This window comes from Agrobacterium sp. CG160-95 (assembly GCF_053521725.1).
In genome coordinates, this window is sequence record NZ_JBNWDU010000006.1 from 227,281 (window position 1) to 253,069 (window position 25,789).

Consider the following 25,789-nt stretch of genomic DNA (forward strand, 5'->3'; position numbering starts at 1 on the left):
TGCCAAGCGGGTTTAGCACCATTTGAGGCACGCTGGCCAAGATTGAACGCCCGGAGGCCCCGCCAAACTTGACGCCCCGGTCGTTTCATGGTGAAGGTCAGCGCAAATTTTTCCCCTCGATACCCGGAATTCTAAACAATGGCCATCGAACGTTACAATCCTCGCGACGCCGAGCCGCGCTGGCAGCAGAAATGGAACGAAGACAAGGTTTTCGTGACCGACAACAGCGATCCGCGCGAGAAGTATTACGTTCTAGAGATGTTTCCCTACCCGTCGGGACGCATTCACATGGGCCACGTCCGCAACTACGCGATGGGCGATGTCGTTGCGCGCTACAAGCGCGCGCGCGGCTTCAACGTTCTGCACCCCATGGGCTGGGACGCCTTCGGCATGCCTGCCGAAAACGCGGCTATGCAGAACAAGGTTCACCCCAAGGACTGGACCTATCAGAACATCGCCACCATGCGTGGCCAGCTGAAATCCATGGGCCTGTCGCTGGACTGGACCCGCGAATTTGCGACCTGCGATGTGGAATATTACCACCGCCAGCAGGCGCTGTTCGTCGATTTCATGGAAAAGGGTCTGGTCTACCGCAAGCAGTCCAAGGTCAACTGGGATCCGGTCGACCATACCGTTCTGGCCAATGAGCAGGTCATCGACGGCCGCGGCTGGCGCTCCGGCGCGCTGGTCGAACAGCGCGAATTGACGCAGTGGTTCTTCCGAATCACCGATTTCAGCCAGGATCTGCTGGACGAGCTGGACACGCTGGATCAGTGGCCGGAAAAAGTGCGCCTGATGCAGAAGAACTGGATCGGCCGCTCCGAAGGCCTGTCGCTGCGCTGGCAGACCGTTGCTGGCACAGTGCCGGAAGGCTTTGCCGACATAACCGTTTATACCACGCGTCCCGACACCCTGTTCGGCGCATCCTTCCTGGCAATCGCCGCCGACCATCCGCTGGCAAGAGAGCTGTCGGAGAAGAACCCTGATATTGCCGAGTTCTGCGACGAGTGCCGCCGCCATGGCACGTCTCTCGCAGCGCTGGAAACAGCGGAAAAGAAGGGTATCGATACCGGCGTCAAGGTCATACATCCGCTGGACCCGACGTGGGAACTGCCGGTCTATGTCGCCAACTTCGTGCTGATGGACTACGGCACCGGCGCGATATTCGGCTGCCCTTCGGGTGACCAGCGCGATCTGGATTTCGCCCGTAAATACGATTTGCCGGTGGTGGCCGTCGTGGCGCCGGAAGGCCCCGACGCTGCCAGCTTCACCATTGAAGACGTCGCCTTCACCGATGATGGCGTGATGATCAACTCCGGCTTCCTGAACGGCATGAACACGACTGACGCCTTTGAGGCGGTCGTGCAGAAGCTCTCTGCCCAGACGCTGGGCAACACGCCGCAGGCCGAGCGCAAGGTCAATTTCCGCCTGCGCGACTGGGGCATTTCCCGCCAGCGTTACTGGGGTTGCCCGATACCCGTCATCCATTGCGAAGTCTGCGGCGTAGTTCCGGTTCCGAAGAAGGACCTGCCGGTCAAGCTGCCCGACGACGTGACCTTCGACGTGCCCGGCAACCCACTGGATCGCCACCCCACATGGCGTCACGTTGCCTGCCCGCAATGCGGCCATGACGCACGCCGTGAAACCGACACGATGGACACATTCGTCGATTCCAGCTGGTACTACACGCGCTTCACCGCGCCTTGGGAAGATGAGCCGACGGATCCGAAGGCCGCAAACCACTGGCTGCCGGTGGACCAGTATATCGGCGGCATCGAGCATGCTATTCTGCACTTGCTCTATTCGCGCTTCTTCACCCGCGCCATGCGCGAGACCGGCCATGTCGGCGTCAAGGAGCCCTTCAAGGGCCTGTTCACGCAGGGCATGGTTGTGCACGAGACCTACAGCCACGGTGAAGGCCTGACCCGCGAATGGGTAGCGCCCGCCGACCTGCGCATCGAAGAGACTGACGGTGCCCGCCGGGCATTCCTCTTGTCCTCCGGTGCGGAAGTGAAGATCGGCTCGATCGAGAAGATGTCGAAGTCGAAGAAGAACGTGGTCGACCCGGATGACATCATCGCATCCTACGGTGCGGATACCGCTCGCTTCTTCGTCCTGTCGGATTCTCCGCCCGACCGCGACGTCATCTGGTCCGAAGCCGGTGTGGAAGGCTCAAACCGCTTCGTACAGCGCGTCTGGCGCATCATCGGCGAAGTCGCGACCGAGCTGAAGAGCGTCACGCCGAAGCCCGCGAGCGAGGGCGAGGGCCTGGCAGTATCCAAGGCAGCCCACAAGACGCTGAAGGCCGTTCAGGAGGATCTGGACAAGCTTGCCTTCAACAAGGCGATCGCCCGCATCTACGAACTGGTCAACGCGCTCGCAGCTCCGCTGGCGGATGTCGCGGCTGGTGGCAAGCCTGATGACGTCAAGGCGGCGGCGCGTGATGCCGTCGAAATCCTCATTCGCATCATTGCCCCCATGACGCCGCATCTGGCCGAAGAATGCTGGTCGGCGCTGGGCAACGAGGGTCTCGTCGCCCAGACGCCGTGGCCAACTTTTGTACCCTCGCTGGTCGAGGAAAACGATGTGGTCATGCCCGTTCAGGTCAACGGCAAGAAGCGCGGCGAATTGACAATCGCGCGCGATGCGGATCAAGATGCGGTCCGAGCGGCCGCCCTTGCGCTGGATGCCGTCAAATCCATTCTTGCCGGTGGCGAGCCCAAAAAAGTCATCGTGGTTCCGCAGAGGATTGTGAACATTGTTGTCTGACGTTTTTTCGAGATGGAGCCGCGTTGCGGCAGCAGTTTCCGTCGTGATGATGGCCGGTCTTCTGGCAGGCTGCCAGGTCCGCCCGCTTTACGGCGAGGCTTCCGGAACCAAGGAGAGACTGGCGGCTGTCAGCATCTCGAATGCCGGCGACCGCATAACGCAGGAAGTGCGCAATCAGCTGATCTTCCTGGTGTCCGGCGGTGCGGGTGAACCGGCTACGGCTCAGTACAACGTCAAGTTATCCGTAAGCTCGAGCGCCACGTCCACGGAAGTCGAGAACTACGATCTGACGACCCGTACCAACAGCAATTATAACGGCCCTTACCCAGGCCGTGTTGTGATGAACGGTAATTACGTCCTGACGCGTATTTCCGACGGCCAGATCCTGCGCTCCGCGCGGCGTAGCGTAACGGCGCAGGTGGATCTGCCACAGCAGGAATTCGCCAAGATCAGGGCGATCCGCGACGCAGAAAACCGTGCGGCCCGGGAACTGGCTGAAATCATCCGTACCGATATCGCTGCCACCCTTGGCCGCTGAGAGCGGCGGCCGTGGCAGAGATAAAATCGCATGAATTTGAGCGCTTCGCCGAAAATCCGGCGGAGCGCTTTCGCGTTTTCGTGCTCTACGGCCCGGATCGCGGCCTCGTGTCGGAGCGGGCCAACCTCATCGCCAAAAAGACCGGCATTGACCCGGATGACGCCTTTGCATCGTTGAAGCTGAGCGCATCCGACCTGCAGGGCGATCCCGGCCGCCTTCTCGACGAGGTGAACGCCATCGGCCTTTTCGGTGGCGAAAAACTCGTCTGGATCAAAAGTGCCTCGGCTGAAAAGGCGCTGGTGGACGCTCTCCAGATTCTGGCTGAGACGCCGCCCGAAGCCAGCTTCCTCATCATCGAGGCCGGCGACATTAAAAAAGGCACGGGCCTGCGCAAGATCGCAGAACCCGCTCGCTCTATCGCAGCAATCCCGTGTTATGCGGATGACGCCCGTTCGTTGAATGCGTTGATCGATCAGGAACTGTCTGCCGACAATCTGCGCATTGCCCCGGCCGCACGGCAGAGGCTGATCGAGCAGTTGGGCGGCGATCGGATTGCCTCGCGCAACGAGATCCGCAAGCTTGCGCTCTATTGCCGCGGCGCAGAGGTGATCGAGGAAGATGATGTGCTGGCAATCATCGGCGATGCCAGCACGGTTTCGGCTGACGACGCCGTCGATGCCATCCTGAAGGGCGACAGAAACGCCTTTTTCCACGCCACCCAGAAGATCGTCTCGTCGAAGACGCCGATCTTTCTCGTGCTTCAGGGATGCCTCAAGCAATTTCAGTTGCTGGATCAGATGCGCGCCGAAATGGATGAGAAAAAGCAGCAGGCCGGGCAGGTCATGCAAACGCTTGGACGCCACATCCATTTTCGCAGGAAACCGGTTATCGAAAGGGCGTTGCGAACCTGGCAGCCAGCGGCGATCGCCCGTGAGATGAACCGCCTGCAAGCGGCCATATTGCAAAGCCGCCAGCGCCAAAGCCTGGAAGACAGCGTGGCGCTTTTGACCCTGCTATCGACCACATTGCAATCAGGCCGCGGCGGATAACTCGCTGAAGGTCGGCAAAAAGCCCTCACGCTGACGCTGCGAGGGCTTTTAAAATCATGATACCAAGGACACCAGTCGTTGAGAACTCAGTCGCCCTTACCCGGCTCGGCAGAGAAATAAAGCTCGAGCTTGCCTGTCACGCCATCCATTTCCTTGGCTTCCGGCAAGGGGTCGCGCTTGATGGTGATATTCGGCCAGATCGCCGCATATTCCGTATTCAGCTTCAGCCACTTGTCGAGACCCGGCTCAGTGTCGGGCTTGATCGCTTCGGCAGGACATTCCGGTTCGCACACACCACAATCGATGCATTCGTCAGGATTGATAGCGAGGAAATTTTCACCCTCGTAAAAGCAGTCGACAGGGCAGACTTCAACGCAATCGGTGTATTTGCAGCGGATGCAATTGTCGGTCACGACATATGTCATGATGAACTCCAGAATATGCAGGCCGGGTCTGTGGGCTTCGGAACACAAGCCGTCGCCCGGAATTCAGACAGGGCAATTTTGCAAGTGAGGTAATGCCTTTGCCTTCAGATAGCAAGGATAAACAATTCTGAAAAACCGCTAAGACTTGAAGGTTTATTCTATTCTTTGTTTCCGTCGCTGTCCGACAGGAACCTGTCGAGCGCCCTGCGCTCTTTTTTGGTGGGGCGACCGCTTCCCGGCTGACGTATCGCCTGCTCCAGCGGGCTCAGCCTGTCGGAAGGCTCGCGCGGCGGCGTCAGATCGTCGTAGAGAAGTCTGGCCTCTTCATAGGGTCCGCGCCGCTCGCCCCCGGATTTGACGACAAGCACCTTGTCCATGCGCTCGAAACCGATATCGAGCCTGTCACCGGCCTTTACCAGATGGCTGGGCTGGCGAATGGAGACACCGTTGACCTTGACCTTGCCCGACTGAATGTAACTCTGGGCAAGTGAACGGGATTTGGCCATGCGGGCAAAGAACAGCCACTTGTCCAGACGCTGACGCGTGCTTTCGAGTGGCTGTTCGTTGCTCCCCATAGCTTACTTCTTCAGCTGCTCCTTGAGAGCAGCAAGCTTGGCGAAGGGCGAATCCGGATCGATCGGCTTTTCCTTGCGCGGCGGCTTGGCTTCGAAACGCTGCTGACCCTGCGGTTTCCCGCCACGGTCGTTGCGGTCCGGCCTGTCTTTGCGCTCCCCGCGGTCCTGACGATCATTATTGCGGTTGTTGCCACGGTCGGGACGTCCGCCATCACGCTTGCGCTCGCCGTCACCGCCACGATTGGCAGCCTCGCGATTTGCTCCGTCACGATTATCGCGACGGCCTTCGCCACGACGTTCACCCTGTTCGCGTGGCGCCTGATCGCGACCCTCGCCACGGCCTTGACCGCGATTGCCAGGACGACGGTTTTCACCACGCTGGTTTTCGTTGCGACCACCCGGACGCCACAGAAGAACAGGCTTCGGCTCGGCAGCCTCGGCGCTTTCCGTCGGCGCAGCCTCGCTAACAGCAGCCTCTTGGCCCACAGCTTCCGCAACCGGCGCTTCTTCAGCAGCTTCGACAGTCGTCGTCTCGGAAACCTGCTCTTCCGAAGCCGGTTCCTCGTGTTCGGTCTCTGCGCTCTCGTCTTCCGTCACCGCTTCAGAAGCGGCCGGAGCGGCAGCACCAGTCTGGTTGGCGAGGAAGGCCTGCGCCTCTTCCGCCGTTACCTGATCGGCACGATAACCGAGACCCTTGAGGATTTCTTCCATGTCGTCGAGCGTTGCGCCGAGAATGGAAAGCATTGCGGTCGTCGTCGTGAAACGGCGGCCGTCATAAGCGCCTTCCGGACGCGGCTGCTGACCGGGCTTCCACTGCAACAGCGGACGGATGAGATCGGCCAGACGCTCGAGAATGTCGATACGCACGGCGCGCTTTCCGAGGAAACGGAAACCGGCGAGCTTGTAGAACATCCGCTCGAAGGTCGGGTCCGTCACGACAGAGGTGCGACCGGCGGCCAGCACCGGAATGAGATCGCCGTAACCCGGCTTGCCGAGACCATCGTTCTTCAGCGCCCAGAGCAGCGTGACAAGCTCCGCCGGAGCTGGCTTGAGAAGCGCGGGCAGGAAGACGTGATAGGCGCCGAAACGCACGCCGTAGCGGCGCATGGAGGCACGCGCATCCTGATCCAGCGACTTCACGTCTTCGGTGACGTCACGGCGGAACAGGACACCGAGATTTTCGACCAGCTGGAACGCCAGCCCCTTCGCCAGACCCTGAAGGTCTTCGGCGCGCGAAATATCGTCCAGCGGCTTCAGCACGGTCGCAATCTGATGATTGACGAAACGTTCGACGCGCGCCAGCGCATGATCGCGGGCATTGCCGCTCAACTGCTCGTCGGCAAAGAGGATCACGCGCGGCTTCATGATATTGTCGCCTGCCGAAAGGCGGGCCACCGGTTCGCCCAACCAGCGAACCAGACCATCGGAGCTCAAAGCGAGATCACCGTTTCCGCTGGCGTGCAGACGCGCGGCACGCGCCTCGTATTCGAGCGCGAGCGCCTTCTGCGCAGCAGCCTGCACGGCCTTCTGATCCGGCCCTTCCATTCCCGGCACCGGCGTGAACCGGAACCCGGCCAACTGGCCGACGTGATGTCCTTCTACGAAGACATCACCATTTACACTGATTTCAGCTTCAAGCATCGCATTCTCTCTCAGGCGCCTCATGAGCACAGATGTCCTGCGATCAACAAAGCGTTTCGTCAACCTTTCATGTAGAGCATCGGACAATCGATCTTCGATTTCCCGCGTCTTTTCTTGCCAGTGTGTCGGATCGGCAAGCCATCCTGGGCGGTTCGATACATAAGTCCATGTTCTGATCTGCGCAATCCTTGCAGACAAGGTATCGATCTCTCCATCGGTACGATCGGCGCGGCGCACCTGTTCGCCCATGAAATCTTCGTTCACCGTGCCACGTTTTACCAGATCGAAATAGAGCGTTGAGATCAGATCAGCATGTTGAGCGGGCGCAATGCGGCGATAATCCGGAAGCGCGCAGGCCTCCCAGAGTTTTTCCACCCGCGCCTCCGTCGTCGCCACGTCGATGATTTCAGGGTAGCGCGACAGATATTCGAGCGCCTGCTGGTCGATCGCCGGCAAGGCCCGTGACAGTCCCTGGATCGCCGGGGCGGCTTCTAGGCTCAGACGCAGATTGGTGATGGAGGAAAAATCGAAATTTTTCGTCCGCCATTGCAGCACCTTCACCGAGTCGAACTGATGGGTTTCGATACGCTCCACCAACTCGTCGTCAAATGGATCGACGCGCCCCGTCACGCCAAAGGTGCCATCGCGAAGATGGCGGCCGGCGCGGCCGGCGATCTGGCCGATCTCGCCCGGATTGAGATTGCGGAACTGATAGCCGTCGAACTTGCGGTCCTGCGCAAAGGCGACATGATCGACATCGAGGTTGAGACCCATGCCGATGGCATCAGTCGCCACGAGATATTCGACGTCGCCGGACTGGTAGAGCCCCACCTGGGCGTTGCGCGTACGCGGCGAAAGCGCGCCCATCACAACGGCTGCGCCACCACGCTGGCGGCGCACCAGCTCGGCAATGGCATAGACCTCTTCCGCCGAAAAGGCGACGATTGCCGTGCGTTGCGGCAGGCGGGTTATCTTCTTCTGGCCCGCATAAAAAAGCTGTGACAGGCGCGGACGTTCGACCACGGTAATTCCCGGCAGCAGCTTTTCGAGGATCGGGCGCATCGTGCCCGCACCCAGAAGCAGCGTTTCCTCCCGCCCGCGCAGATGCAGCACGCGGTCGGTAAAGATATGCCCGCGCTCCAGATCACCCGCCAGCTGCACTTCATCGATGGCGACGAATGCGGCCGTTGTCTCGCGCGGCATGGCTTCCACCGTGCAGACGGAATATTTGGCTTTAGGAGGGGCGATCTTTTCTTCGCCGGTTATCAGCGCCACATTCGGCGCGCCCACCTTTTCGACAAGACGGGTATAGACCTCGCGCGCCAGAAGGCGCAGCGGAAGGCCGATGACACCGTTGCCATGTGCCACCATGCGCTCGATGGCGTAATGGGTCTTGCCGGTATTGGTGGGGCCGAGAACGGCCGTGACACCGCGGCCGCTCAGGATCATGGGGCGAAAATTCAACGTACTATCCGTGAATCGACTTCATCTGCTTGCTGTACCGCCCGCCATTCACTGATACGGGCCGCACACGCAACACACATGGCAACGCCCGCCGACAAAGGCAATAGGCCTTGTCCGCAAAGTGGTAACAGGTCCTTCCCCGCCGGAATTTTCCTTTTTGATTCAGATAGTTGAAATATTAAAAAGAATCCGGCGAAACCGGAATCGATTCGGATACGGAACAGTCTGCGAACGAATCGAATACGAATCGCTGACTCCAATGGATTCAGCTTTTGTTCTCCGCAACATCTGGTTGGCAGATGCCTGCCCTATACCAGATTGTGAATCCGGGTAAGTCCTTGTCCGGATTCAGCTTTGCGGCACCGGCTTCCGGCGGAAAATACCGGAATCGACTGTCAAGCGGCAATCGCTTAAAAGCCGCTCCGGCACAGGCAGGAACGGCAGTATCAGAGCGCCTCGCCGGCAAGCAGGCGCGGCGCGCCCGCATCTGTCGTACCGGCAGCCTGACCGATGAAATAGGATTTCAGACCCGGCAAACGATCGACCACACCCAGACCGAAATCACGCATGACGCGAATGGGACCGACATCATTGGAGAAAAGCCGGTTCAGCACATCCGTCGTCACACCCATCCGCAACGTGTCGAAACGCCGCCAGGACTGGTAACGGTCGAGAACGTTGAGAGAGCCGATATCAAGGCCGAGACGGTCGGCCTCGACCACGGTTTCGGCCAGTGCCGCAACATCCTTGAAGCCGAGATTGAGGCCCTGACCGGAAATCGGGTGAATTCCATGCGCCGCATCTCCGGCAAGTGCAAAACGTGGCGCGACGAAGGAACGCGCCAGCGTCAAGCCCAGCGGAAAGGCGCGACGGGGACCGACGGGACGGACCGGGCCGAGCTTGTGGCCGAACCGGCGTTCAAGTTCCTCCTCGAACACCAGATCGTCGGCAGCAACCAGCCTGTCGGCATCGGCCGTACGTTCGGTCCAGACAAGCGAGGAGCGGTTCCCTTTCAAGGGAAGCACGGCGAAAGGCCCCGACGGCAGAAAATGTTCCTCCGCGCAGCCCTCATGCGGCCGCTCGTGTTCAACGGTGGTGACGATCCCAGACTGATCGTAATTCCAGTGCACGGTTTTTATTCCTGCCATATCCCGCAAAGCCGAGCGGACCCCATCGCAGGCTATGAGCAGTCGCGCCTCAAGCGACGAGCCGTCGGAAAGTGAAATAGCCGTCGATTGCGGGCCGGCGGAAAAGCCGGAAACACTGAGACCATGGCGGATTTCGACGCCGAGGCGCTCACACAGGCCTCGCAGCGCACCCACCATCGCGACATTCGGGACCATATGAGCGAAGGGCCTGCCCTCCTCCACCGCGCCGTCGAATGTCAAAAACACCGGGCGAACCGGATCGGCGGTCTTCGAATCGGTGACGATCATCTTGTGGATCGGCTGAGCCTCCGGCTCGATCTCGTTCCATATGCCGAAAACGTCGAGCATGCGCGTGGCCGCCGCGATAATGGCGGAGGCGCGGACGTCCTTCTTCCAGACATCCTCGGGAGCGGCTTCAACCACCTGCACATTAAGATGTCCGGCTGCCTGCTTAATTGCGACAGCAACGGAAAGGCCGACATAACCGCCGCCTGCCACCACCACGTCCAGCATCGCGCTTCTCCTCAAATCTTGTGCACGCATCATCGGCGCACTATAGACCATGTGACGTCTTCCTACAGCCGGAGCAGGCCGAAAAAATGTCGCATCCCTCGCAAACGTCAAATCCGATGGCCAATCTGATCTCCACACTCGATCTCGAGAAGCTGGAAGAAAACCTGTTTCGGGGTGAAAGCCCGCAAATCGGCTGGCAGCGCGTTTTCGGCGGTCAGGTCATCGCGCAGGCATTGATCGCAGCTCAACGAACCGTGGATGATGATCGTTTCGTTCATTCACTGCATTCCTATTTCATGCGCCCCGGCGACCCGCTGGTGCCCATCCTCTACCAGGTGGAGCGCATTCGCGACGGTGCGAGCTTCTGCACCCGGCGCGTGGTCGCCATCCAGCATGGCAAGGCGATCTTTTCCATGTCGGCGTCATTCCAGATCGTCGAGGACGGATTCGATCATCAGATAAAAATGCCGGATGTGACGCCGCCCGAAAGGCTGATGAGTGAAGATGAGATGCAGGCGGCCTTCCTCGCCAACGCACCCGCTTCGATCCGAAAATACTGGAGCAACAAGCGCCCGATAGAAATCCGGCCGGTTTCGCTGACACATTATATTTCGAAAGAAAAGCTGGAACCGCAGCAGGATATCTGGGTTCGCGCTGTCGGCGATGTGCCGGACGATCCACGTTTCCAGTCAGCCATTCTCGCTTATCTCTCGGATATGACATTGCTCGACACGTCGCTCTATGCCCACGGAACGACGATCTTCGATCCGGCCATTCAGGTGGCGAGCCTCGATCACGCCATGTGGTTCCACCGTCCCTGCCGGCTGGACGACTGGCTGCTCTACACGCAGGACAGCCCCAGCGCCTCGGGAGCACGCGGTCTGACCCGTGGCAATATTTTCACCAGACACGGTGAACTGATCGCCTCCGTCGCACAGGAAGGTTTGATCCGCAAAAGGGCAAATGCTTAAATAATGCGCTTTTTTAAAAAATCGCACATTTAATAGACGAAAATTGCGCCACCCGATGCCCGTTTTTCAGACGCCTGTCATATAATTTTTATATTTCAATAACTTATAGGCCGCATCAAAACTGGCACGCCCCTTGAATGTATGTCCGTAGTCGCTGTTATTGATCTGCCAGCGCGAGGAGAGTCGGCTCCGTGCCGAGGACAAACAAAGGATGGGAAACCAGATGAAAATTGTGATGGCCATTATCAAGCCGTTCAAGCTGGATGAAGTGCGCGAAGCGCTCACCGGCGTCGGCATCCAAGGCCTGACCGTGACCGAGGTAAAGGGTTACGGACGCCAGAAGGGACATACCGAGATTTATCGCGGCACGGAATATGCGGTGAGCTTTCTTCCCAAACTGAAGATCGAGATCGCGGTTGCATCAGACGTCGTCGACAAGGCTGTCGAGGCAATCGCGTCGGCTGCAAAAACCGGGCAGATCGGTGACGGCAAGATCTTCGTCTACTCTATCGAACAGGCCGTGCGCATCCGTACCGGCGAAACCAACACAGAAGCGCTTTGAAGCACGGCTGACAGGGAGTTTTCTAGCTATGCAACTCAACAAGTTTTCAACGCTCGGCAAACTGGGTGCCGGTGTGGCAGCCCTGATGGCCCCGGCAATCGCCTTTGCGCAGGATGCCGCGCCGGCAGTAGCAGCGGCGGCCCCCGTTCCGGAAAAAGCCGATACCGCATTCATGTATGTCGCGACGATCCTCGTGCTTTTCATGATCATTCCGGGTCTCGCCCTGTTTTATGGCGGCCTCGTGCGCACAAAGAACATGCTCTCCGTTCTCATGCAGTGCACGGTCATCGGCGCGGTCATGATGCTCGTATGGGTAATCTACGGTTACTCCTTCGCCTTCGGCGGCGGCACCGGCCCGTATTTCGGCGGTTTCGGCAAGCTGTTCCTGTCCGGCGTTTCGCTTGACAGCACCTCGGCAACCTTCTCCCAGGGCGTCGTGATCTACGAATACACCTTCATCGCCTTCCAGATGACCTTTGCGGCCATCACGCCCGCGCTGATCATCGGTGCATTTGCGGAACGCGTGAAGTTCTCGGCAGTCATCCTGTTCACCATCCTGTGGGCCACCTTCGTCTACTTCCCGATCGCTCACATGGTCTGGGACGCGAATGGCCTTATCTTCGGCATGGGCGCTCTCGACTTCGCCGGCGGCACGGTCGTCCACATCAATGCCGGTATCGCCGGTCTGATCGGCGCGATCATGGTTGGCAAGCGTACTGGCTTCGGCAAGGACATGATGGCCCCGCACTCCATGACGCTGACGCTGGTTGGCGCAGCCATGCTGTGGTTCGGCTGGTTCGGCTTCAACGCCGGCTCCAACCTCGAAGCATCTGGCGGTGCGGTTCTTGCAACCATGAACACCTTCCTCGCCACTGCAGCAGCCATCGTTTCCTGGTCGCTGGTTGAAAGCTTCACCCGCGGCAAGGCTTCCATGCTGGGCGCAGCTTCGGGCATGATCGCCGGCCTCGTCGCCGTAACGCCTGCGGCCGGTTCCGTCGGACCCATGGGCGCTATCGTTCTCGGCCTCATCGTCTCGCCGATCTGCTACTTCTTCGTCTCGGTTGTGAAGAACAAGTTCGGCTACGACGACACAGCTGACGTCTTCGGTGTCCACGGCATCGGCGGCATCATCGGCGCCCTCGGCACCGGCATCTTCACGTCTCCGCTGCTTGGCGGCACGGGCAAGGCGGACTTCTCCATCTCCTCGCAGCTCTGGACGCAGTTCGTTGCCGTCGCCATCACCATCGTATGGTGCGCAGTCGTCTCGGCAATCCTCTACAAGATCGTCGACGTGATCGTTGGTCTGCGGGTTCCGGTCGAAGCGGAACGCGAAGGTCTCGACCTTGCGACCCACGGCGAAGCCGCCTACCACTCCTGATATCCGGGAAAAGGGGTTCTCCATCCCCTCTCCCAAAAGAAGGCCCGCTTCGGCGGGCCTTTTCTTTGCCGCAAATCCGGAAGCGGCTTTTAAAAAACCGCATGGTTAACACGACATTAACCAGCAAGCTGTTAGTTTTCCCTGTCAATCCGGGATCTGGTCAACTGCCGGATCTTGCCGAAACCACAAAAACTACGGGTTCAGGGACATGGGCAGAATGAATTCTCCGACATTCGACGGTCGTCACACGCGTTTCGTGCTGACGGCGTTTTTCGTGCGGCAGGTCATGGCTCTTGCCGGTTTTGCCTTGCTTGCTACGATTGCGCTGGGGATTACCGCACTTGCCACATGGAACGTGGCGGACCCGAGCCTGTCCTATGCAACAGGCAACCAACCCACCAATCTTCTCGGTTACGGCGGCGCAATCTTCGCCGATATCGTGATGCAGTTCCTCGGCCTTTCCGCAATCATCGCGCTTTTGCCGGTGATTGCCTGGGCGATCGCCCTGATCGCCGGTCGCAAGTTCAACCGGATACCCGCCCGCCTCGTCGCCTGGATCGCCGGCGCCATCGTCTGCGCCGCCTCGCTCGGCTGTTTTCCCGCGCCCGTGACATGGCCGCTGCCGAACGGCATCGGTGGCGTCATCGGCGATATGATCCTGCGCTTCCCAGCTCTCTTCATCGGCGCTTACCCCACCGGCACGATTGCGACGGTGCTGGGCGCTATATTCGCTGCTCCCGCCGCCTTGATGATGCTGTTTGCCGCCGGTCTCGTGGGACGCCCGGAAGATGACCTGGAACAGGAAGAACGCGCGCCGGTCGCAAACAAGGCCCGTGCCACCCGTCAGGTCGACGAAGAAGACGATGACGAGGGCGAAGGTTTCTTCGCCAATATTCTCGCCTTCGGCGCAATCGCACATTACTGGTACATCTCGCAGGCCCGACTTCGCCGCCTGTTCGGCCTGAAGTCGAAATCCCTGCACGGCGAATTCGAACACCCTTACGATTTCAACGAATATGAATTCGGCACGTTGAACGAACCCTCCCGCCTCAAGACGGCGATCAACCGCCTCGACCAGCGCGCGGAACCGTCTTTCGAAGAACGCGCCGCATCCCGTCGCCAGATGTCGCCTCCCTCCATCGCGCCCGATCATGATGCGGACGGGGACGACGAACCGTCGTTGGACGCAGACGGTCGGCGATTGCCCAACGGCATTCTCTCGGACGACCAGAGCCTGGACGAGAACGACCCGAAGTTCGTGGCAAGACAGGCACCTGGGCGCGGCCAACCCAGAATAACCGCCCCTTCCGCACGCCCGAAGCCCAGCGAGCGCGTGGCAAGGGAAGCGCAGGCCTCCTTTATTGCCGCAGACGGTTTCCAGCTGCCCACCGTGCATCTTCTGGCGGAACCCAAGAACGTCGTTCGCGACCATACGCTGAACGAGGAAGTGCTGGAGCAGAATGCCCGCCTTCTGGAAGGGGTTCTCGAGGATTTCGGCGTCAAGGGTGAAATCATTCACGTCCGCCCCGGCCCGGTCGTCACGCTCTACGAACTGGAACCAGCACCCGGCATCAAATCCTCGCGCGTCATTGGCCTTGCCGATGACATCGCCCGCTCCATGAGCGCGATCGCCGCGCGCGTTGCCGTCGTGCCTGGCCGCAACGCCATTGGCATCGAGCTTCCAAACCAGACGCGGGAAACCGTGTTCCTGCGTGAACTGGTCGGCAGCCGCGACTTTGAAAACAGCAAGGCCAAGCTCGCCATGGCGCTCGGCAAGACCATCGGCGGCGAACCCGTCATCGCCGATCTTGCCAAGATGCCGCATCTTCTCGTTGCCGGTACCACGGGTTCGGGCAAGTCGGTCGCCATCAACACCATGATCCTGTCGCTGCTTTACCGCATGTCGCCGGAGCAATGCCGCCTGATCATGATCGACCCGAAAATGCTCGAACTATCGATCTACGACGGTATTCCGCATCTGCTCTCCCCCGTCGTTACCGATCCGAAAAAAGCTGTCGTGGCGCTGAAGTGGACGGTGCGCGAGATGGAGGAGCGCTACAAGAAGATGTCGAAGATCGGTGTGCGCAACATCGATGGCTTCAACAGCCGTGTGCAGCAGGCGATCGACAAGGGCGAAATCCTCACCCGCACGGTGCAGACCGGCTTCGACCGCCAGACCGGCGAGGCAATGTACGAGACGGAAGAATTCGACCTGAAGCCCCTGCCCTATATCGTCGTCATTATCGACGAAATGGCGGATCTTATGATGGTGGCAGGCAAGGATATCGAAGGTGCCGTACAGCGCCTCGCTCAGATGGCGCGTGCCGCCGGCATCCATGTCATCATGGCAACCCAGCGTCCGTCCGTCGACGTCATCACCGGCACCATCAAGGCGAACTTCCCGACCCGCATCTCCTTCCAGGTAACGTCGAAGATAGACAGCCGCACCATTCTGGGCGAACAGGGCGCCGAACAGCTGCTCGGCATGGGTGACATGCTCTATATGGCCGGTGGCGGCCGCATCCAGCGCGTGCACGGTCCCTTCGTCTCCGACAATGAAGTGGAAGAGATCGTCGCCTATCTCAAGACGCAAGGCACGCCGGAATATCTGGAAGCGATCACCGAGGAAGACGATGAGGAAGGCAATGGCGGCGGCCCGGCCGGCGCCGGCAATTTCTCCGATTCGGAAGACCCCTATGATCAGGCCGTGGCTGTCGTGCTGAGGGACGGCAAGGCCTCCACTTCCTACGTCCAGCGGCGTCTCGGCATCGGCTACAACCGCGCCGCCTCGCTGATCGAACGCATGGAGCAGGAGGGCATCATCGGCCCCGCCAATCATGCCGGAAAACGCGAAATACTCGTACCAACGGAAGCAGACATCATCGAGCGGTAATGCACGTCGCCCAAAAGGCTGTCGTGGTTTCGGGATAACGACATGCGTGAGGCGAAGACGGCAACCAAGCGGGGCGAAGAAGCGTTAATACACGCTTTCAACGTCATGAAGCCGCCGCCTTTATGCGGAAAATCGCTGCGATGAAGGAGAACAGAATGAACGACCTCACCACCGGCGAGATTGCCACCGCAAACACACCAGAGAACGGCGTGACGCGACGTGGCGTGCTGACGGCGTTTTCCATGGCTGCGGTCATGGCCGGCCTGTCGCCGCTCAACGCATTTGCTCAGGCTGCCGGTAACAGCGCGACCGCGCAGAAAATTGCCAATCACTTCTCGTCGGTCAAAACCATGATGGGAGAGTTTGTCCAGTTTGGCCCGCGCGGTGAACAGACCGGCGGCAAATTTTACATCGAACGGCCCGGCAAGCTTCGATTCAATTATGAAGACCCCTCGCCCATGCGGGTCATCTCCGACGGCAAGAATGTCGTCATCGGCAACATGAAGCTGAAGACATGGGATTTGTATCCACTGTCAAAGACCCCGCTCAGCCTGCTTTTGTCCGACAAGATCGATCTGAGCAACCAGAAGGTCCGGAACGTGAAGGAAGAGTCGGACCTGACTACCATCGTACTGGGTGACAAGAGCGTGTTCGGCGATTCCACCATTACCCTGATGTTTGACCCGAAAACCTTCGATCTGAGGCAATGGACGACGACCGATGCCCAGAACAAGGACACAACTGTCATGATCTTCAACGTGCAGACGGGCGTTAACCTCGACGAACGCGTTTTCAACATCAACTACGAAGAAGTCCGCAAACGCGGCTAAAGGCCGGGCGGTCCACGGCGACAGTTCAAAAGGCGGCCCTGCGGTCGCCTTTTTCATTTTGCCGCTAAAATGCATTCCCGTTTTCATCGCGATGTTATAAGCCTGCGCCCCGGAAACATGTCTCGGAACAATCGGCTTCGAGGCTATAGAAGCGGAGCACATGCATGTCGTTTTCGATAACCACCTGGAACATCAACTCGGTCAGGCTCAGAATGCCGATCGTGGAGCAGTTTCTGGTGCGTTACAAACCCGACATTCTCTGCCTGCAGGAAACGAAATGCCCCAATGGCGAGTTTCCGATGAAGCCGCTGAAGGCGCTCGGTTACGAGCACGTCATCATCCATGGCCAGAAGGGCTATCACGGTGTGGCGATCGCTTCGAAAATTCCGCTGACAGAAGATCACCGTCAGGACTATTGCGGTATAGGCGATGCACGACACATTTCCGCGATTTTTCAGGTTGGATCGCGCCGCATACGGCTGCATAATTTTTATGTTCCGGCTGGCGGTGATGAACCCGACCGGTCGATAAACCCGAAATTCGGCCACAAGCTGGATTTCATCGAAGAGATGAAGGCGCTTCGCGCCGACGGCGTGCCCGGCACCTCGTCCATTCTCGTGGGCGATCTCAACATCGCGCCGCTTGAAAATGACGTCTGGTCACACAAGCAACTGCTGAAGATCGTTAGCCATACACCGGTGGAAACCGACGGCATGCTCGATATCATGAAGAAGGGCAACTGGCTCGACCTGATGCGGTTGAACGTGCCTGATAGTGAAAAGATTTATACCTGGTGGAGCTACCGCGCCAAGGATTGGGAAGCCGCAGACCGTGGCCGCCGTCTCGACCATATCTGGTCGTCGCAGGATCTCGGCCCCTCGCTTGAAAAGATCGATATCTTGCGCGAAGCACGCGGCTGGAACCGGCCATCCGACCACGTTCCGGTTACGGCCCATTTCCGTTTCTGAAGCGCTGGCTCTTTAAAATCAGGAGAAGCGGTTCTGCAAACGGGCCGCGCCCGCCGCGAGTGCGGCGATATTATCGCGAATGCGTGCCGTCACGATATCGGCAACCTCGGGAAACTCCTCCACCAGCCGGTGAAATAGAATGCGCGTTATCCGGATGACCTCGGAATCCTCCGCGGCAATGGCGGTGAACTTCCTCTCACAGAGCGTGAAAAGCGCCAGCTCCGAAAGCAGCGCCCCCTTGCCCGGTGTCGCCTGCAACGCGGGTTTTCCATCCCGCCCGGCCGTAAATAGCTCGAAATGGCCTGACGTCACCGCAAAGGCGCACTCGGCCGGGGAATGTTCCCGGAACAAAGTCTGACCCGCCGCCACGCGGCGGCGTTCCGCGCCGAAGGCGATCAGCCGCAACTGATCGTCGCTGAAGCCCGCAAACAACGGCACTTGCCCCAGAAGCATGATGTCATCCGTCAAGGCCATGTCGATTGCTACTCCAGAAAACCGCCTGCACCACTATAGCGGTTTTCGGATATCGGCCTTCAAAATACAAGATGTTAGAATATTCTGCGTCCTCTCGGACGCAGAAAGGGCGTTCGTTCAGGGAACGATCTTGTATCCGCCGTTCTCTGTCACCAGAATTTCGGCATTGGAGGGGTCTCGCTCGATCTTCTGGCGCAGACGATACACATGCGTTTCGAGCGTATGCGTCGTCACTCCGGAATTATAACCCCAGACCTCTTCCAGCAAGACGTCGCGGGTAACGACGGCGCTCCCGGCGCGGTACAGATAACGGATGATCGCCGCTTCCTTTTCCGTCAGCCGGATTTTTTTGCCGTCTTCAGTTGTCAGCAGCTTCTGGCTGGGTTTGAACTGATAGGGGCCAACGGTGAAAACCGCATCTTCGCTCTGCTCGTATTGACGCAGCTGCGCCCGGATGCGGGCCAGAAGGACGGCGAAGCGGAATGGCTTCGTCACATAATCATTGGCGCCCGCTTCGAGACCGAGAATAGTGTCGGAATCGGTATCGTGGCCGGTCAGCATGATGATCGGTGCCTTGAAGCCACCCTTGCGCAGCAGCTTCACCGCCTCGCGGCCATCCATGTCCGGGAGGCCGACATCCATGATCAGAAGATCGACCTGGGCAGTCTTTGCGGTCTGCATCGCCTGCGCAGCGTTTGCGCCGCTCAGAAGCGAGAATTCCTCATAGGGAGATAGTTGCTCAGTCAGCGTCTCCCGAAGATCGTCGTCGTCGTCCACCAAAAGGATAGTGCGAGCCGTCATTCGGATTCTCAGCCTTTCTTACTTTAGCGCATCGGCCCAAAAATCGCCGTTGATTTTCGGAAAGCGCAATGCGTAGTTTAAAAGAGTTAGAGCATCCATTGTGCCTCCGAAATAAGGCACGGCGCTCTAATTGTCAGCCAATTCAGCGGTTTGCCGATAAAAGGTCAACCCATTGCCATGATATTACGAAGTGCTATGACTTCACGTTAGATAACCTGCAAAGCAAAATCTCGTGAAAAACATGAGCAGACAGCCCGTAAAGCAACATAAACGCGCATCGACGCTCATGGTTCGGCCGGCGCCTTTGAAAATAAGCCGGGCCATCGTTCAGCTCGGGCATCTCACCTTTCCCGCAGCGATCGGGCGCAACGGCCGTACCGTGCTCAAACGCGAGGGAGATGGAAAGTCACCGATTTCCGTCACGCGCCTGCTGCACGGATTTTATCGCGGCGACCGAACCCCCGCCATCGCCACGACATTGCCGATGCAACGGACGCAGCAATCCATGCTTTGGTGCGACGAGCCACGCAGCGCCAGTTACAACAGGTTGGTCAAGTCCCCTTTCGCACTGAGCCACGAGGAGATGATGCGAAAGGACGGCCTTTATGACGTTTGCCTCGTGCTCGATTGGAACATCACGTCGAGAATTCGGAACCGCGGTTCGGCAATCTTCATGCATATGATCCGCCCGGGATATGAGCCGACCGCCGGCTGCGTCGCTCTCCATCCCCGCGACATGAGGCGCATTCTGCCTCATATGCGCAAGGGTACGAAAATTCGCATCCTGTAGATCAGGCACAAAAAAACCCGCCATTCTTGGCGGGTTTTTTTAAAAAAGGAGAAAGCCGGTGATTACGCGGCTTCTTCCTGAGAATCGTCCTCTTCGACGGCCTTGCCGCGCTTCGGACCCTTGGCAAGGTTGACTTCCACCAGGCGAACAGCCTCGGTTTCAGACATCTTGTTGACAGCAGCAATTTCGCGCGCCATGCGATCAAGAGCAGCTTCATAAAGCTGACGCTCGGAATAGGACTGCTCCGGCTGGTTTTCCGCACGGTAAAGATCGCGCACAACTTCAGCAATCGCGATAAGATCGCCGGAATTGATTTTCGCATCATATTCCTGGGCGCGGCGCGACCACATGGTACGCTTCACACGCGCCTTGCCCTGCACCACTTTCAGCGCCCGCTCGACAAAATCGCCTTCGGAAAGCTTGCGCATGCCGATGCTCACGGCTTTAGCGACGGGAACTTTAAGACGCATCTTGTCTTTTTCGAAATCGATGACAAAAAGCTCAAGCTTCATGCCGGCAACTTCTTGTTCCTCGATGGCAGAAATGGTACCGACACCATGAGCGGGATACACAATCGCTTCACCGGTTTTGAAACCGTGATGTGCTGGAGATTTCTTCTGCTGGGTCGTCATTCGTTCTAAAAACTCCCTGTTACATACCCGGCAACGCCGGGGTTGGGTCGGTCAGGCCCTGATGAGACGGGGGAACCGTCAGGTGACTCCGCACTGGTCCAGCCGTGCACGCAAAAACACACCTTCCCGCATTGCGGGCTTCGATAACGTAAACGCTCGATATGTCACGGAAACCGCGTGCAAAAGAGGTGTTGCTTTCGTGGTGTTTTTGGGCACACAAATGCCACGCTGTGGATCAGTATCGTTGGTGTACCACAAAAATAGGCACAAATCAATAATTTGCTTCGACCGTGGCCGCAACATCACATGGCGGCCAAAGAACCACCTATAAATGGGCTACCGGAATACTGTCAAATGCTTCGTAACCGGTCCCTACCGTATAAGAAGCAAAAAAATTTCACTTCCCAACTGAAGAAACACGAAAGCCTCTTAAACTCTTCGTAATTACACGCCAATATCCGATTCGAATGAAAAGGCAAAATCCGCAAATTGACGGTGCTTTTTTACGTTAAAGTGTGATTTTTGGAGGAATCCACATCAAATGGGCTACAGAAATAATCCAAAACGCGAAAAACAGATCGAAAAAGCACGACAGCAGGCACTTGCCGAAAACGCGCCATTTCTTGATCCGGGTATACTCTATGGAAGAGCAAGCGCCGACGACATAGAATATTATTCCGCCGAAATGTTGGCCGCAAGCGCGGCGCACAGTTTCGAGGCTCTTTCGCGCTGGACTGGAGACGCGCCCCATATCAGCATCGCCCAGGTGGAGGGCGTTACCCCGCGGGATATTCCGGTAACGGTTCTGACGATTATCGGCCGCAATATGCCCTTCCTCTACGATTCCGTCATGGGCGAGGTCACAAGCAGCTATCGCGGCCTCTATCTCGCGGTCCACCCCATTCTGGTGCCGGATGCAACGGCGCAGGCGGGTTATCGCCTTGCGGAGCCTGATGACGATCCCACCGGGAATATCAGCCTCATTCAGCTGCACATCGCCCCACTGACCCAGCAGGCCGCAACGGCGCTGGAAGAAAGATTGCGTTTCGTGCTGGCGCAGGTTCAGTCCGCCTACAGAGACTGGCGGCCCATGCTGTCGAAACTCGACGAAGCCCTAGACGAATTGTCAAAACGCGGCTCCTCGCGGCGCAAGACCGAGCGCGCGGAAGCCGTCGAGTTTCTCAACTGGCTTCGCAACGACAATTTCACCTTCCTCGGCATGCGCGATTACACCTATTCCGGAAAGGGAAAGAACGCGAAAATCGAGCGCGGTGACGGCATCGGCCTCGGCAGTTTGAGCGATCCGGATGTGCGCGTGCTGCGCCTTGGCAAGGACGCCGTGACGACGACGCCTGAAATCCTCGCCTTCCTCGACGGTCCGGATTTCCTCATCGTCACCAAGGCAAATGTGAAGTCCATCGTGCATCGCCGCGCTTATATGGATTATATCGGCATCAAGCGCTTCGACGAGGATGGCAATGTCATCGGTGAATTGCGCATCGTCGGCCTTTTCACCGCCACCGCCTATACGCGTTCGGTAAAGCACATCCCGCTGCTGCGTGCCAAAATTGCGGATGTCGAGCGGCATTTCGGTTTTGATCCGAACAGCCACTCCGGCCGCATTCTGCAGAACACGCTGGAAGCCTATCCGCGCGACGATCTCTTCCAGATCGAAACGGATCTTCTGATCCGCTTCATCGAGCAAATCATGGAACTGAGCGACCGCCCACGTGTGCGCGTCCTCGCACGTATCGACCGTTTCGACCGCTTCGTCTCGGCCATCATCTTCGTGCCGCGCGAGGAATACAATTCCTATGTGCGCGAGAAAATCGGCGACTATCTGAGCAAGGTCTATGACGGGCATATTTCCGCCTATTACCCGGCCTTCCCCGAAGGCGCTGTCGCCCGCGTCCATTTCATCGTCGGCCGCACGGAAGGCAAGACGCCGCGTATCGCGCAGGACAAGCTGGAGGATGCCGTCAGCGATATCGCAGCACGCTGGATAGACCATTTCGTTGCCCTTTCCGAACCTGGTGCGCCGGTGCTGGAGGTTGATCAGGCCTATCAGGAAGCCTTCACGCCGGAAGAGGCGATTGGCGACATGGCGGATATTCTGGCCACCGTGAAGGGTGAGCCGGTCCGCATCGAATTTTACCAGCAGGAAGGCCAGTCAGCTGAGACGCTGTCGCTGAAGATCTTCCATAGGGATGGCCATCTGCCACTGTCGCGCCGTGTGCCGCTGCTGGAAAACCTCGGTTTCAACGTCATCAGTGAGCGCACCTTCGACATCGGTGTCATCTCGGATGGCGAAAAGCGCGATATCGTGCTGCATGATATGGAACTCGCCGTCGCCAAGGGCGTGACGCTCGATCTGCCGCAATACGGACAGAAACTCGAAGAAGCATTCCTTGCTGCCTTCTCGGGCAAGGTCGATAATGACAACTTCAACCGGCTGATCCTCGCCTGCGGCCTTACCGTGCGCGAAGTGTCCGTCCTGCGCGCCTATGCCCGTTATCTGCGCCAGACCGGAATCGTTTATTCCCAGGAGCATATTTCCGAAACACTCTTTAAATATCCGGCCATTTCACGGAATATTTTCGCGCTGTTCAAGGCTGGCTTCTATCCGTCCATCGACGAGAAGAAGCGGCTGAAGAAACTGGCAGAGATGCACAAGACGATCGAAGCGGCATTGAGCGGTGTTCCCAATCTCGACGAAGACCGCACCTTGCGGCGTTACGTCAACGCCATCGACGCCACGCTTCGTACCAACTACTTCCAGAAAAACACCGATGGCACGCCGCGTGACCTGTTGGCGTTCAAGTTCGATCCCAAACATCTGGACGGCCTGCCCGATCCGCGTCCCTTCCGCGAAATCTTCGTCTACGGAACCGAAGTAGAAGGCGTGCATCTGCGCTTTGGCAAAGTGGCGCGCGGCGGTCTGCGCTGGTCGGATCGCGGCCAGGATTACCGCACGGAAGTGCTCGGTCTCGTCAAGGCGCAGCAGGTCAAGAATGCGGTGATCGTTCCCGTTGGCGCCAAGGGCGGCTTTTTCCCGAAGAACCTGCCTGTTGGCGGCTCCCGCGACGAGGTCTTCAATGCAGGCCGTGAAGCCTACAAGACCTATATCCGCACTCTTCTGTCCATCACCGACAATATCGTCGACGACGCCGTCGTACCGCCGGCCGATACGTTGCGGCTTGATGGTGACGATCCCTATTTCGTCGTTGCCGCCGATAAGGGGACCGCGACATTCTCCGATACGGCAAACGGCCTTGCGCACGACGCCGGCTTCTGGCTGGACGATGCCTTCGCATCGGGTGGTTCCGCCGGTTACGACCACAAGAAGATGGGCATCACCGCGCGCGGTGCCTGGGAAACGGTAAAGCGTCATTTCCGCGAAATGGACACCGACATTCAGACCACGCCCTTCACAGTGGCAGGTGTCGGCGACATGTCCGGCGACGTTTTCGGCAACGGCATGTTGCTGTCGGAAAAGATCAGGCTGATCGCAGCCTTCGATCATCGCGACATCTTCATCGATCCGGACCCCGATACCGACAAATCCTTCGCTGAGCGCAAGCGGCTTTTCGAATTGCCACGCTCAAGCTGGCAGGATTACGACCGTTCAACGCTCTCTAAAGGCGCAATGATCATCTCGCGTTCCGAAAAATCGGTGACGCTGACGCCGGAAGCCGTCGCTGCCATCGGCATCGACAAATCCGTTGCTACACCCTTCGAGATCATGACCGCCATTCTGAAGGCGCCAACCGATCTTCTGTGGTTCGGCGGCATCGGCACCTATATCAAGGCGGCGGTGGAAACCAACGCCGAGGTGGGTGACAGGGCGAACGACCCCATCCGCGTCAACGCCACCGAGCTGCGCGCCAAGGTCATCGGCGAAGGCGCCAATCTCGGCATTACACAGAAGGGCCGTATCGCCTATGCGCTCGCGGGTGGGCGTTGCAATTCCGACGCCATCGACAACTCGGCCGGCGTGAACTCCTCCGACGTCGAGGTCAATATCAAGATCGCCCTCGCCTCCGCGGTCAATAGCGGTCGCCTGACGATGCCGAAGCGCAACCAGCTTCTTGCCTCCATGACGCCGGAAGTGGCGCAGCTGGTGCTGCGCAACAACTACCTGCAGTCGCTGGCAATCTCGCTGACGGAGCGGCTTGGGCTTGCAAACCGGGAAGAACTCGGCCGCCTGATGAGCGCGCTGGAGGCAACCGGCCAACTGAACCGCAAGGTCGAAACCTTGCCGAGCAATGCCGAGCTCAGCGAAAGATATGCCACCGGCAAGCCGCTGACCCGGCCGGAAATCGGCGTGTTGCTTTCCTATGCCAAGCTGACACTGTTCGACGCTCTGGTGGCAAGCCCGCTGCCCGACGAACCCTATCTCCAGCATCTGCTCGCAGACTATTTCCCGGCCAAGATGCAGAAGAACTATGCAGACGATATCAAGGCGCATCGCCTGCACCGCGAAATCGTTGCGACAGCGCTCGCCAATGCCGTGGTAAACCGCGGCGGCCCTGGCTTCGTGCAGAAACTCGCCGATGCGAGCGGCCTCCTGTCGGCGGATGTCGTCAAGGCAGCGGTGATCGTGGAGGACGGTTTCGGCCTCAAACGTCTTTGGAGCGAGGTCGACGCGCTTGACGGAAAGATCGGCGGAGAAGTCCAGAACGGACTTTATGCCACGATCACCCGCATCTACTCCGATGCAAGCAGGCTTTATTTGCAAACCGGGAGCGTGGGCGCTGGAACGAGCGACATGGCAACCGAAATCGAGCGCCTGAAAACTGCCATCAAGACGCTATCGCCGGCAGCGGCGAAATATCGCCGCGAGCTTGGGGTCACGGAAATCGACGGTGTTCCCTCTGGCCTTCTGGAAGAGCTGGATACGCTTTCCCTGCTGGTCTATGTGCCAGAGATCATGCGTATCGCCGAAAATGCGGGCACGACGCTTGCCCGCGCCGCCGAAAGCTACGCCACGGTCTCCTCGACCTTCCGTGTCGCGCGGCTGCTGGATGCCAGCCAGCGCATCACGCCGGCCGATCACTACGAGAGCCTGGCTCTTCTGCGCAGCCAGGACCAGATCGCCTTGTCGAGACGCCGGATCGTCATCTCGGCCCTCACCGAGTATGCGAAGGAAAAGGACCCGGTTCAGGCCTGGTATGCGGCCGACCGCGTGCGCGTCAATCGCATCGTCTCGGAACTCGGTGCACTGAGCGAAAGCGGCGATACCAATCTCGCCCGCCTGACAGTGGCGGCAGGGCTGCTTGGTGATATCGTTCAGACGCGCTGATCGACCATTCGACAAACGCCATCCGGGTGACTGGCCCGGATGGCCATAAATGAAGCGTTTGCGCCG

Annotated in this window: 18 protein-coding genes; 11 read left to right on the forward strand and 7 right to left on the reverse strand. The window is 58.7% G+C overall.

Translation table 11 applies throughout. The features are described 5' to 3' along the window. Window positions 1-138 precede the first annotated feature (138 nt). Genes leuS through holA form a run of 3 tightly spaced genes read left to right on the forward strand, consistent with a single transcriptional unit; the run spans window position 139 to window position 4,356 of the window. Window positions 139-2,769, forward strand: coding sequence for a leucine--tRNA ligase (gene leuS / locus ACQZ63_RS20690; protein ID WP_113556133.1), 2,631 nt, complete (start codon window positions 139-141; stop codon window positions 2,767-2,769). A 46-nt stretch (window positions 2,770-2,815) separates the two neighbouring features. Continuing rightward, complete coding sequence (gene lptE, locus ACQZ63_RS20695; protein WP_003516512.1) at window positions 2,816-3,307, forward strand: LPS assembly lipoprotein LptE; 492 nt, start codon at window positions 2,816-2,818, stop codon at window positions 3,305-3,307. Window positions 3,308-3,318: 11 nt separating this feature from the next. Then, window positions 3,319-4,356, forward strand: a complete 1,038-nt coding sequence (gene holA / locus ACQZ63_RS20700) for a DNA polymerase III subunit delta (protein WP_003516510.1) — start codon at window positions 3,319-3,321, stop codon at window positions 4,354-4,356. 86 nt (window positions 4,357-4,442) lie between these two features. On the opposite strand, the gene fdxA is transcribed toward holA, so the two are convergent. The 4 genes from fdxA to ACQZ63_RS20720 form a co-directional block, all read right to left on the reverse strand. Further along, on the reverse strand, window positions 4,443-4,781 hold the full coding sequence (gene fdxA, locus ACQZ63_RS20705; RefSeq protein WP_003516508.1) for a ferredoxin FdxA: 339 nt from the start codon (window positions 4,779-4,781) through the stop codon (window positions 4,443-4,445). A 158-nt stretch (window positions 4,782-4,939) separates the two neighbouring features. Continuing rightward, on the reverse strand, window positions 4,940-5,356 hold the full coding sequence (locus ACQZ63_RS20710) for an RNA-binding S4 domain-containing protein (protein WP_013636959.1): 417 nt from the start codon (window positions 5,354-5,356) through the stop codon (window positions 4,940-4,942). 3 nt (window positions 5,357-5,359) lie between these two features. Next, entirely contained in the window at window positions 5,360-8,446 is a 3,087-nt protein-coding gene (locus ACQZ63_RS20715) for a helicase-related protein (protein ID WP_065688699.1), read from the reverse strand. A gap of 461 nt (window positions 8,447-8,907) precedes the next feature. Further along, a complete protein-coding gene (locus ACQZ63_RS20720) occupies window positions 8,908-10,260 on the reverse strand; it encodes a ubiquinone biosynthesis hydroxylase (protein ID WP_371179238.1) in 1,353 nt (450 codons plus the stop codon). Here ACQZ63_RS20720 and tesB point away from each other — a divergent pair. From tesB to ACQZ63_RS20750, 6 genes are all read left to right on the forward strand, one after another. Then, a complete protein-coding gene (gene tesB, locus ACQZ63_RS20725; protein ID WP_113556131.1) occupies window positions 10,209-11,093 on the forward strand; it encodes an acyl-CoA thioesterase II in 885 nt (294 codons plus the stop codon). The genes ACQZ63_RS20720 and tesB overlap by 52 nt on opposite strands. Window positions 11,094-11,304: 211 nt before the next feature. Then, window positions 11,305-11,655: a P-II family nitrogen regulator gene (locus tag ACQZ63_RS20730; protein WP_019565993.1), complete on the forward strand. Its 351-nt coding sequence runs from the start codon at window positions 11,305-11,307 to the stop codon at window positions 11,653-11,655. A 28-nt stretch (window positions 11,656-11,683) separates the two neighbouring features. After that, window positions 11,684-13,033 carry an ammonium transporter gene (locus tag ACQZ63_RS20735; protein WP_003516494.1) on the forward strand — a complete coding sequence of 450 codons (1,350 nt, stop codon included), beginning with the start codon at window positions 11,684-11,686 and terminating at the stop codon, window positions 13,031-13,033. 217 nt (window positions 13,034-13,250) lie between these two features. Further along, on the forward strand, window positions 13,251-15,926 hold the full coding sequence (locus ACQZ63_RS20740) for a DNA translocase FtsK (RefSeq protein ID WP_448799395.1): 2,676 nt from the start codon (window positions 13,251-13,253) through the stop codon (window positions 15,924-15,926). Between the two features lie 155 nt (window positions 15,927-16,081). Further along, window positions 16,082-16,756 carry an outer membrane lipoprotein carrier protein LolA gene (locus ACQZ63_RS20745; protein ID WP_013636963.1) on the forward strand — a complete coding sequence of 225 codons (675 nt, stop codon included), beginning with the start codon at window positions 16,082-16,084 and terminating at the stop codon, window positions 16,754-16,756. Between the two features lie 164 nt (window positions 16,757-16,920). Beyond that, a complete protein-coding gene (locus ACQZ63_RS20750; RefSeq protein ID WP_013636964.1) occupies window positions 16,921-17,724 on the forward strand; it encodes an exodeoxyribonuclease III in 804 nt (267 codons plus the stop codon). An 18-nt stretch (window positions 17,725-17,742) separates the two neighbouring features. Here ACQZ63_RS20750 and ACQZ63_RS20755 read toward each other — a convergent pair whose 3' ends face one another. Together ACQZ63_RS20755 and ACQZ63_RS20760 are read right to left on the reverse strand one after the other, a co-directional pair. Continuing rightward, on the reverse strand, window positions 17,743-18,198 hold the full coding sequence (locus tag ACQZ63_RS20755; RefSeq protein ID WP_013636965.1) for a cyclic nucleotide-binding domain-containing protein: 456 nt from the start codon (window positions 18,196-18,198) through the stop codon (window positions 17,743-17,745). A 117-nt stretch (window positions 18,199-18,315) separates the two neighbouring features. Then, a complete protein-coding gene (locus tag ACQZ63_RS20760; protein ID WP_003492637.1) occupies window positions 18,316-18,999 on the reverse strand; it encodes a response regulator transcription factor in 684 nt (227 codons plus the stop codon). A 286-nt stretch (window positions 19,000-19,285) separates the two neighbouring features. Here ACQZ63_RS20760 and ACQZ63_RS20765 point away from each other — a divergent pair, with 286 nt between their 5' ends. Next, on the forward strand, window positions 19,286-19,789 hold the full coding sequence (locus ACQZ63_RS20765) for a L,D-transpeptidase family protein (protein WP_113556188.1): 504 nt from the start codon (window positions 19,286-19,288) through the stop codon (window positions 19,787-19,789). A 62-nt stretch (window positions 19,790-19,851) separates the two neighbouring features. Here ACQZ63_RS20765 and ACQZ63_RS20770 read toward each other — a convergent pair whose 3' ends face one another. Continuing rightward, window positions 19,852-20,421, reverse strand: coding sequence for a CarD family transcriptional regulator (locus ACQZ63_RS20770; protein WP_003492641.1), 570 nt, complete (start codon window positions 20,419-20,421; stop codon window positions 19,852-19,854). Between the two features lie 541 nt (window positions 20,422-20,962). Here ACQZ63_RS20770 and ACQZ63_RS20775 point away from each other — a divergent pair. Next, complete coding sequence (locus ACQZ63_RS20775; RefSeq protein ID WP_113556127.1) at window positions 20,963-25,723, forward strand: NAD-glutamate dehydrogenase; 4,761 nt, start codon at window positions 20,963-20,965, stop codon at window positions 25,721-25,723. Window positions 25,724-25,789: the final 66 nt, after the last annotated feature.

What these genes read in the sequence shown, in the direction of transcription:
- ACQZ63_RS20710 (WP_013636959.1), bottom strand. Translation starts at nt 5,356, where the DNA reads ATGGGGAGCAACGAACAGCCACTCGAAAGCACGCGTCAGCGTCTGGAC.
- lptE (WP_003516512.1), top strand. Translation starts at nt 2,816, where the DNA reads ATGATGGCCGGTCTTCTGGCAGGCTGCCAGGTCCGCCCGCTTTACGGC.
- ACQZ63_RS20775 (WP_113556127.1), top strand. Translation starts at nt 20,963, where the DNA reads ATGGGCTACAGAAATAATCCAAAACGCGAAAAACAGATCGAAAAAGCA.
- leuS (WP_113556133.1), top strand. Translation starts at nt 139, where the DNA reads ATGGCCATCGAACGTTACAATCCTCGCGACGCCGAGCCGCGCTGGCAG.
- ACQZ63_RS20770 (WP_003492641.1), bottom strand. Translation starts at nt 20,421, where the DNA reads ATGACGACCCAGCAGAAGAAATCTCCAGCACATCACGGTTTCAAAACC.
- ACQZ63_RS20730 (WP_019565993.1), top strand. Translation starts at nt 11,305, where the DNA reads ATGGGAAACCAGATGAAAATTGTGATGGCCATTATCAAGCCGTTCAAG.
- ACQZ63_RS20765 (WP_113556188.1), top strand. Translation starts at nt 19,286, where the DNA reads ATGGTTCGGCCGGCGCCTTTGAAAATAAGCCGGGCCATCGTTCAGCTC.
- ACQZ63_RS20750 (WP_013636964.1), top strand. Translation starts at nt 16,921, where the DNA reads ATGTCGTTTTCGATAACCACCTGGAACATCAACTCGGTCAGGCTCAGA.
- ACQZ63_RS20755 (WP_013636965.1), bottom strand. Translation starts at nt 18,198, where the DNA reads ATGGCCTTGACGGATGACATCATGCTTCTGGGGCAAGTGCCGTTGTTT.
- ACQZ63_RS20760 (WP_003492637.1), bottom strand. Translation starts at nt 18,999, where the DNA reads ATGACGGCTCGCACTATCCTTTTGGTGGACGACGACGACGATCTTCGG.
- ACQZ63_RS20745 (WP_013636963.1), top strand. Translation starts at nt 16,082, where the DNA reads ATGAACGACCTCACCACCGGCGAGATTGCCACCGCAAACACACCAGAG.
- ACQZ63_RS20735 (WP_003516494.1), top strand. Translation starts at nt 11,684, where the DNA reads ATGCAACTCAACAAGTTTTCAACGCTCGGCAAACTGGGTGCCGGTGTG.
- fdxA (WP_003516508.1), bottom strand. Translation starts at nt 4,781, where the DNA reads ATGACATATGTCGTGACCGACAATTGCATCCGCTGCAAATACACCGAT.
- tesB (WP_113556131.1), top strand. Translation starts at nt 10,209, where the DNA reads ATGTCGCATCCCTCGCAAACGTCAAATCCGATGGCCAATCTGATCTCC.
- ACQZ63_RS20715 (WP_065688699.1), bottom strand. Translation starts at nt 8,446, where the DNA reads ATGATCCTGAGCGGCCGCGGTGTCACGGCCGTTCTCGGCCCCACCAAT.
- ACQZ63_RS20740 (WP_448799395.1), top strand. Translation starts at nt 13,251, where the DNA reads ATGAATTCTCCGACATTCGACGGTCGTCACACGCGTTTCGTGCTGACG.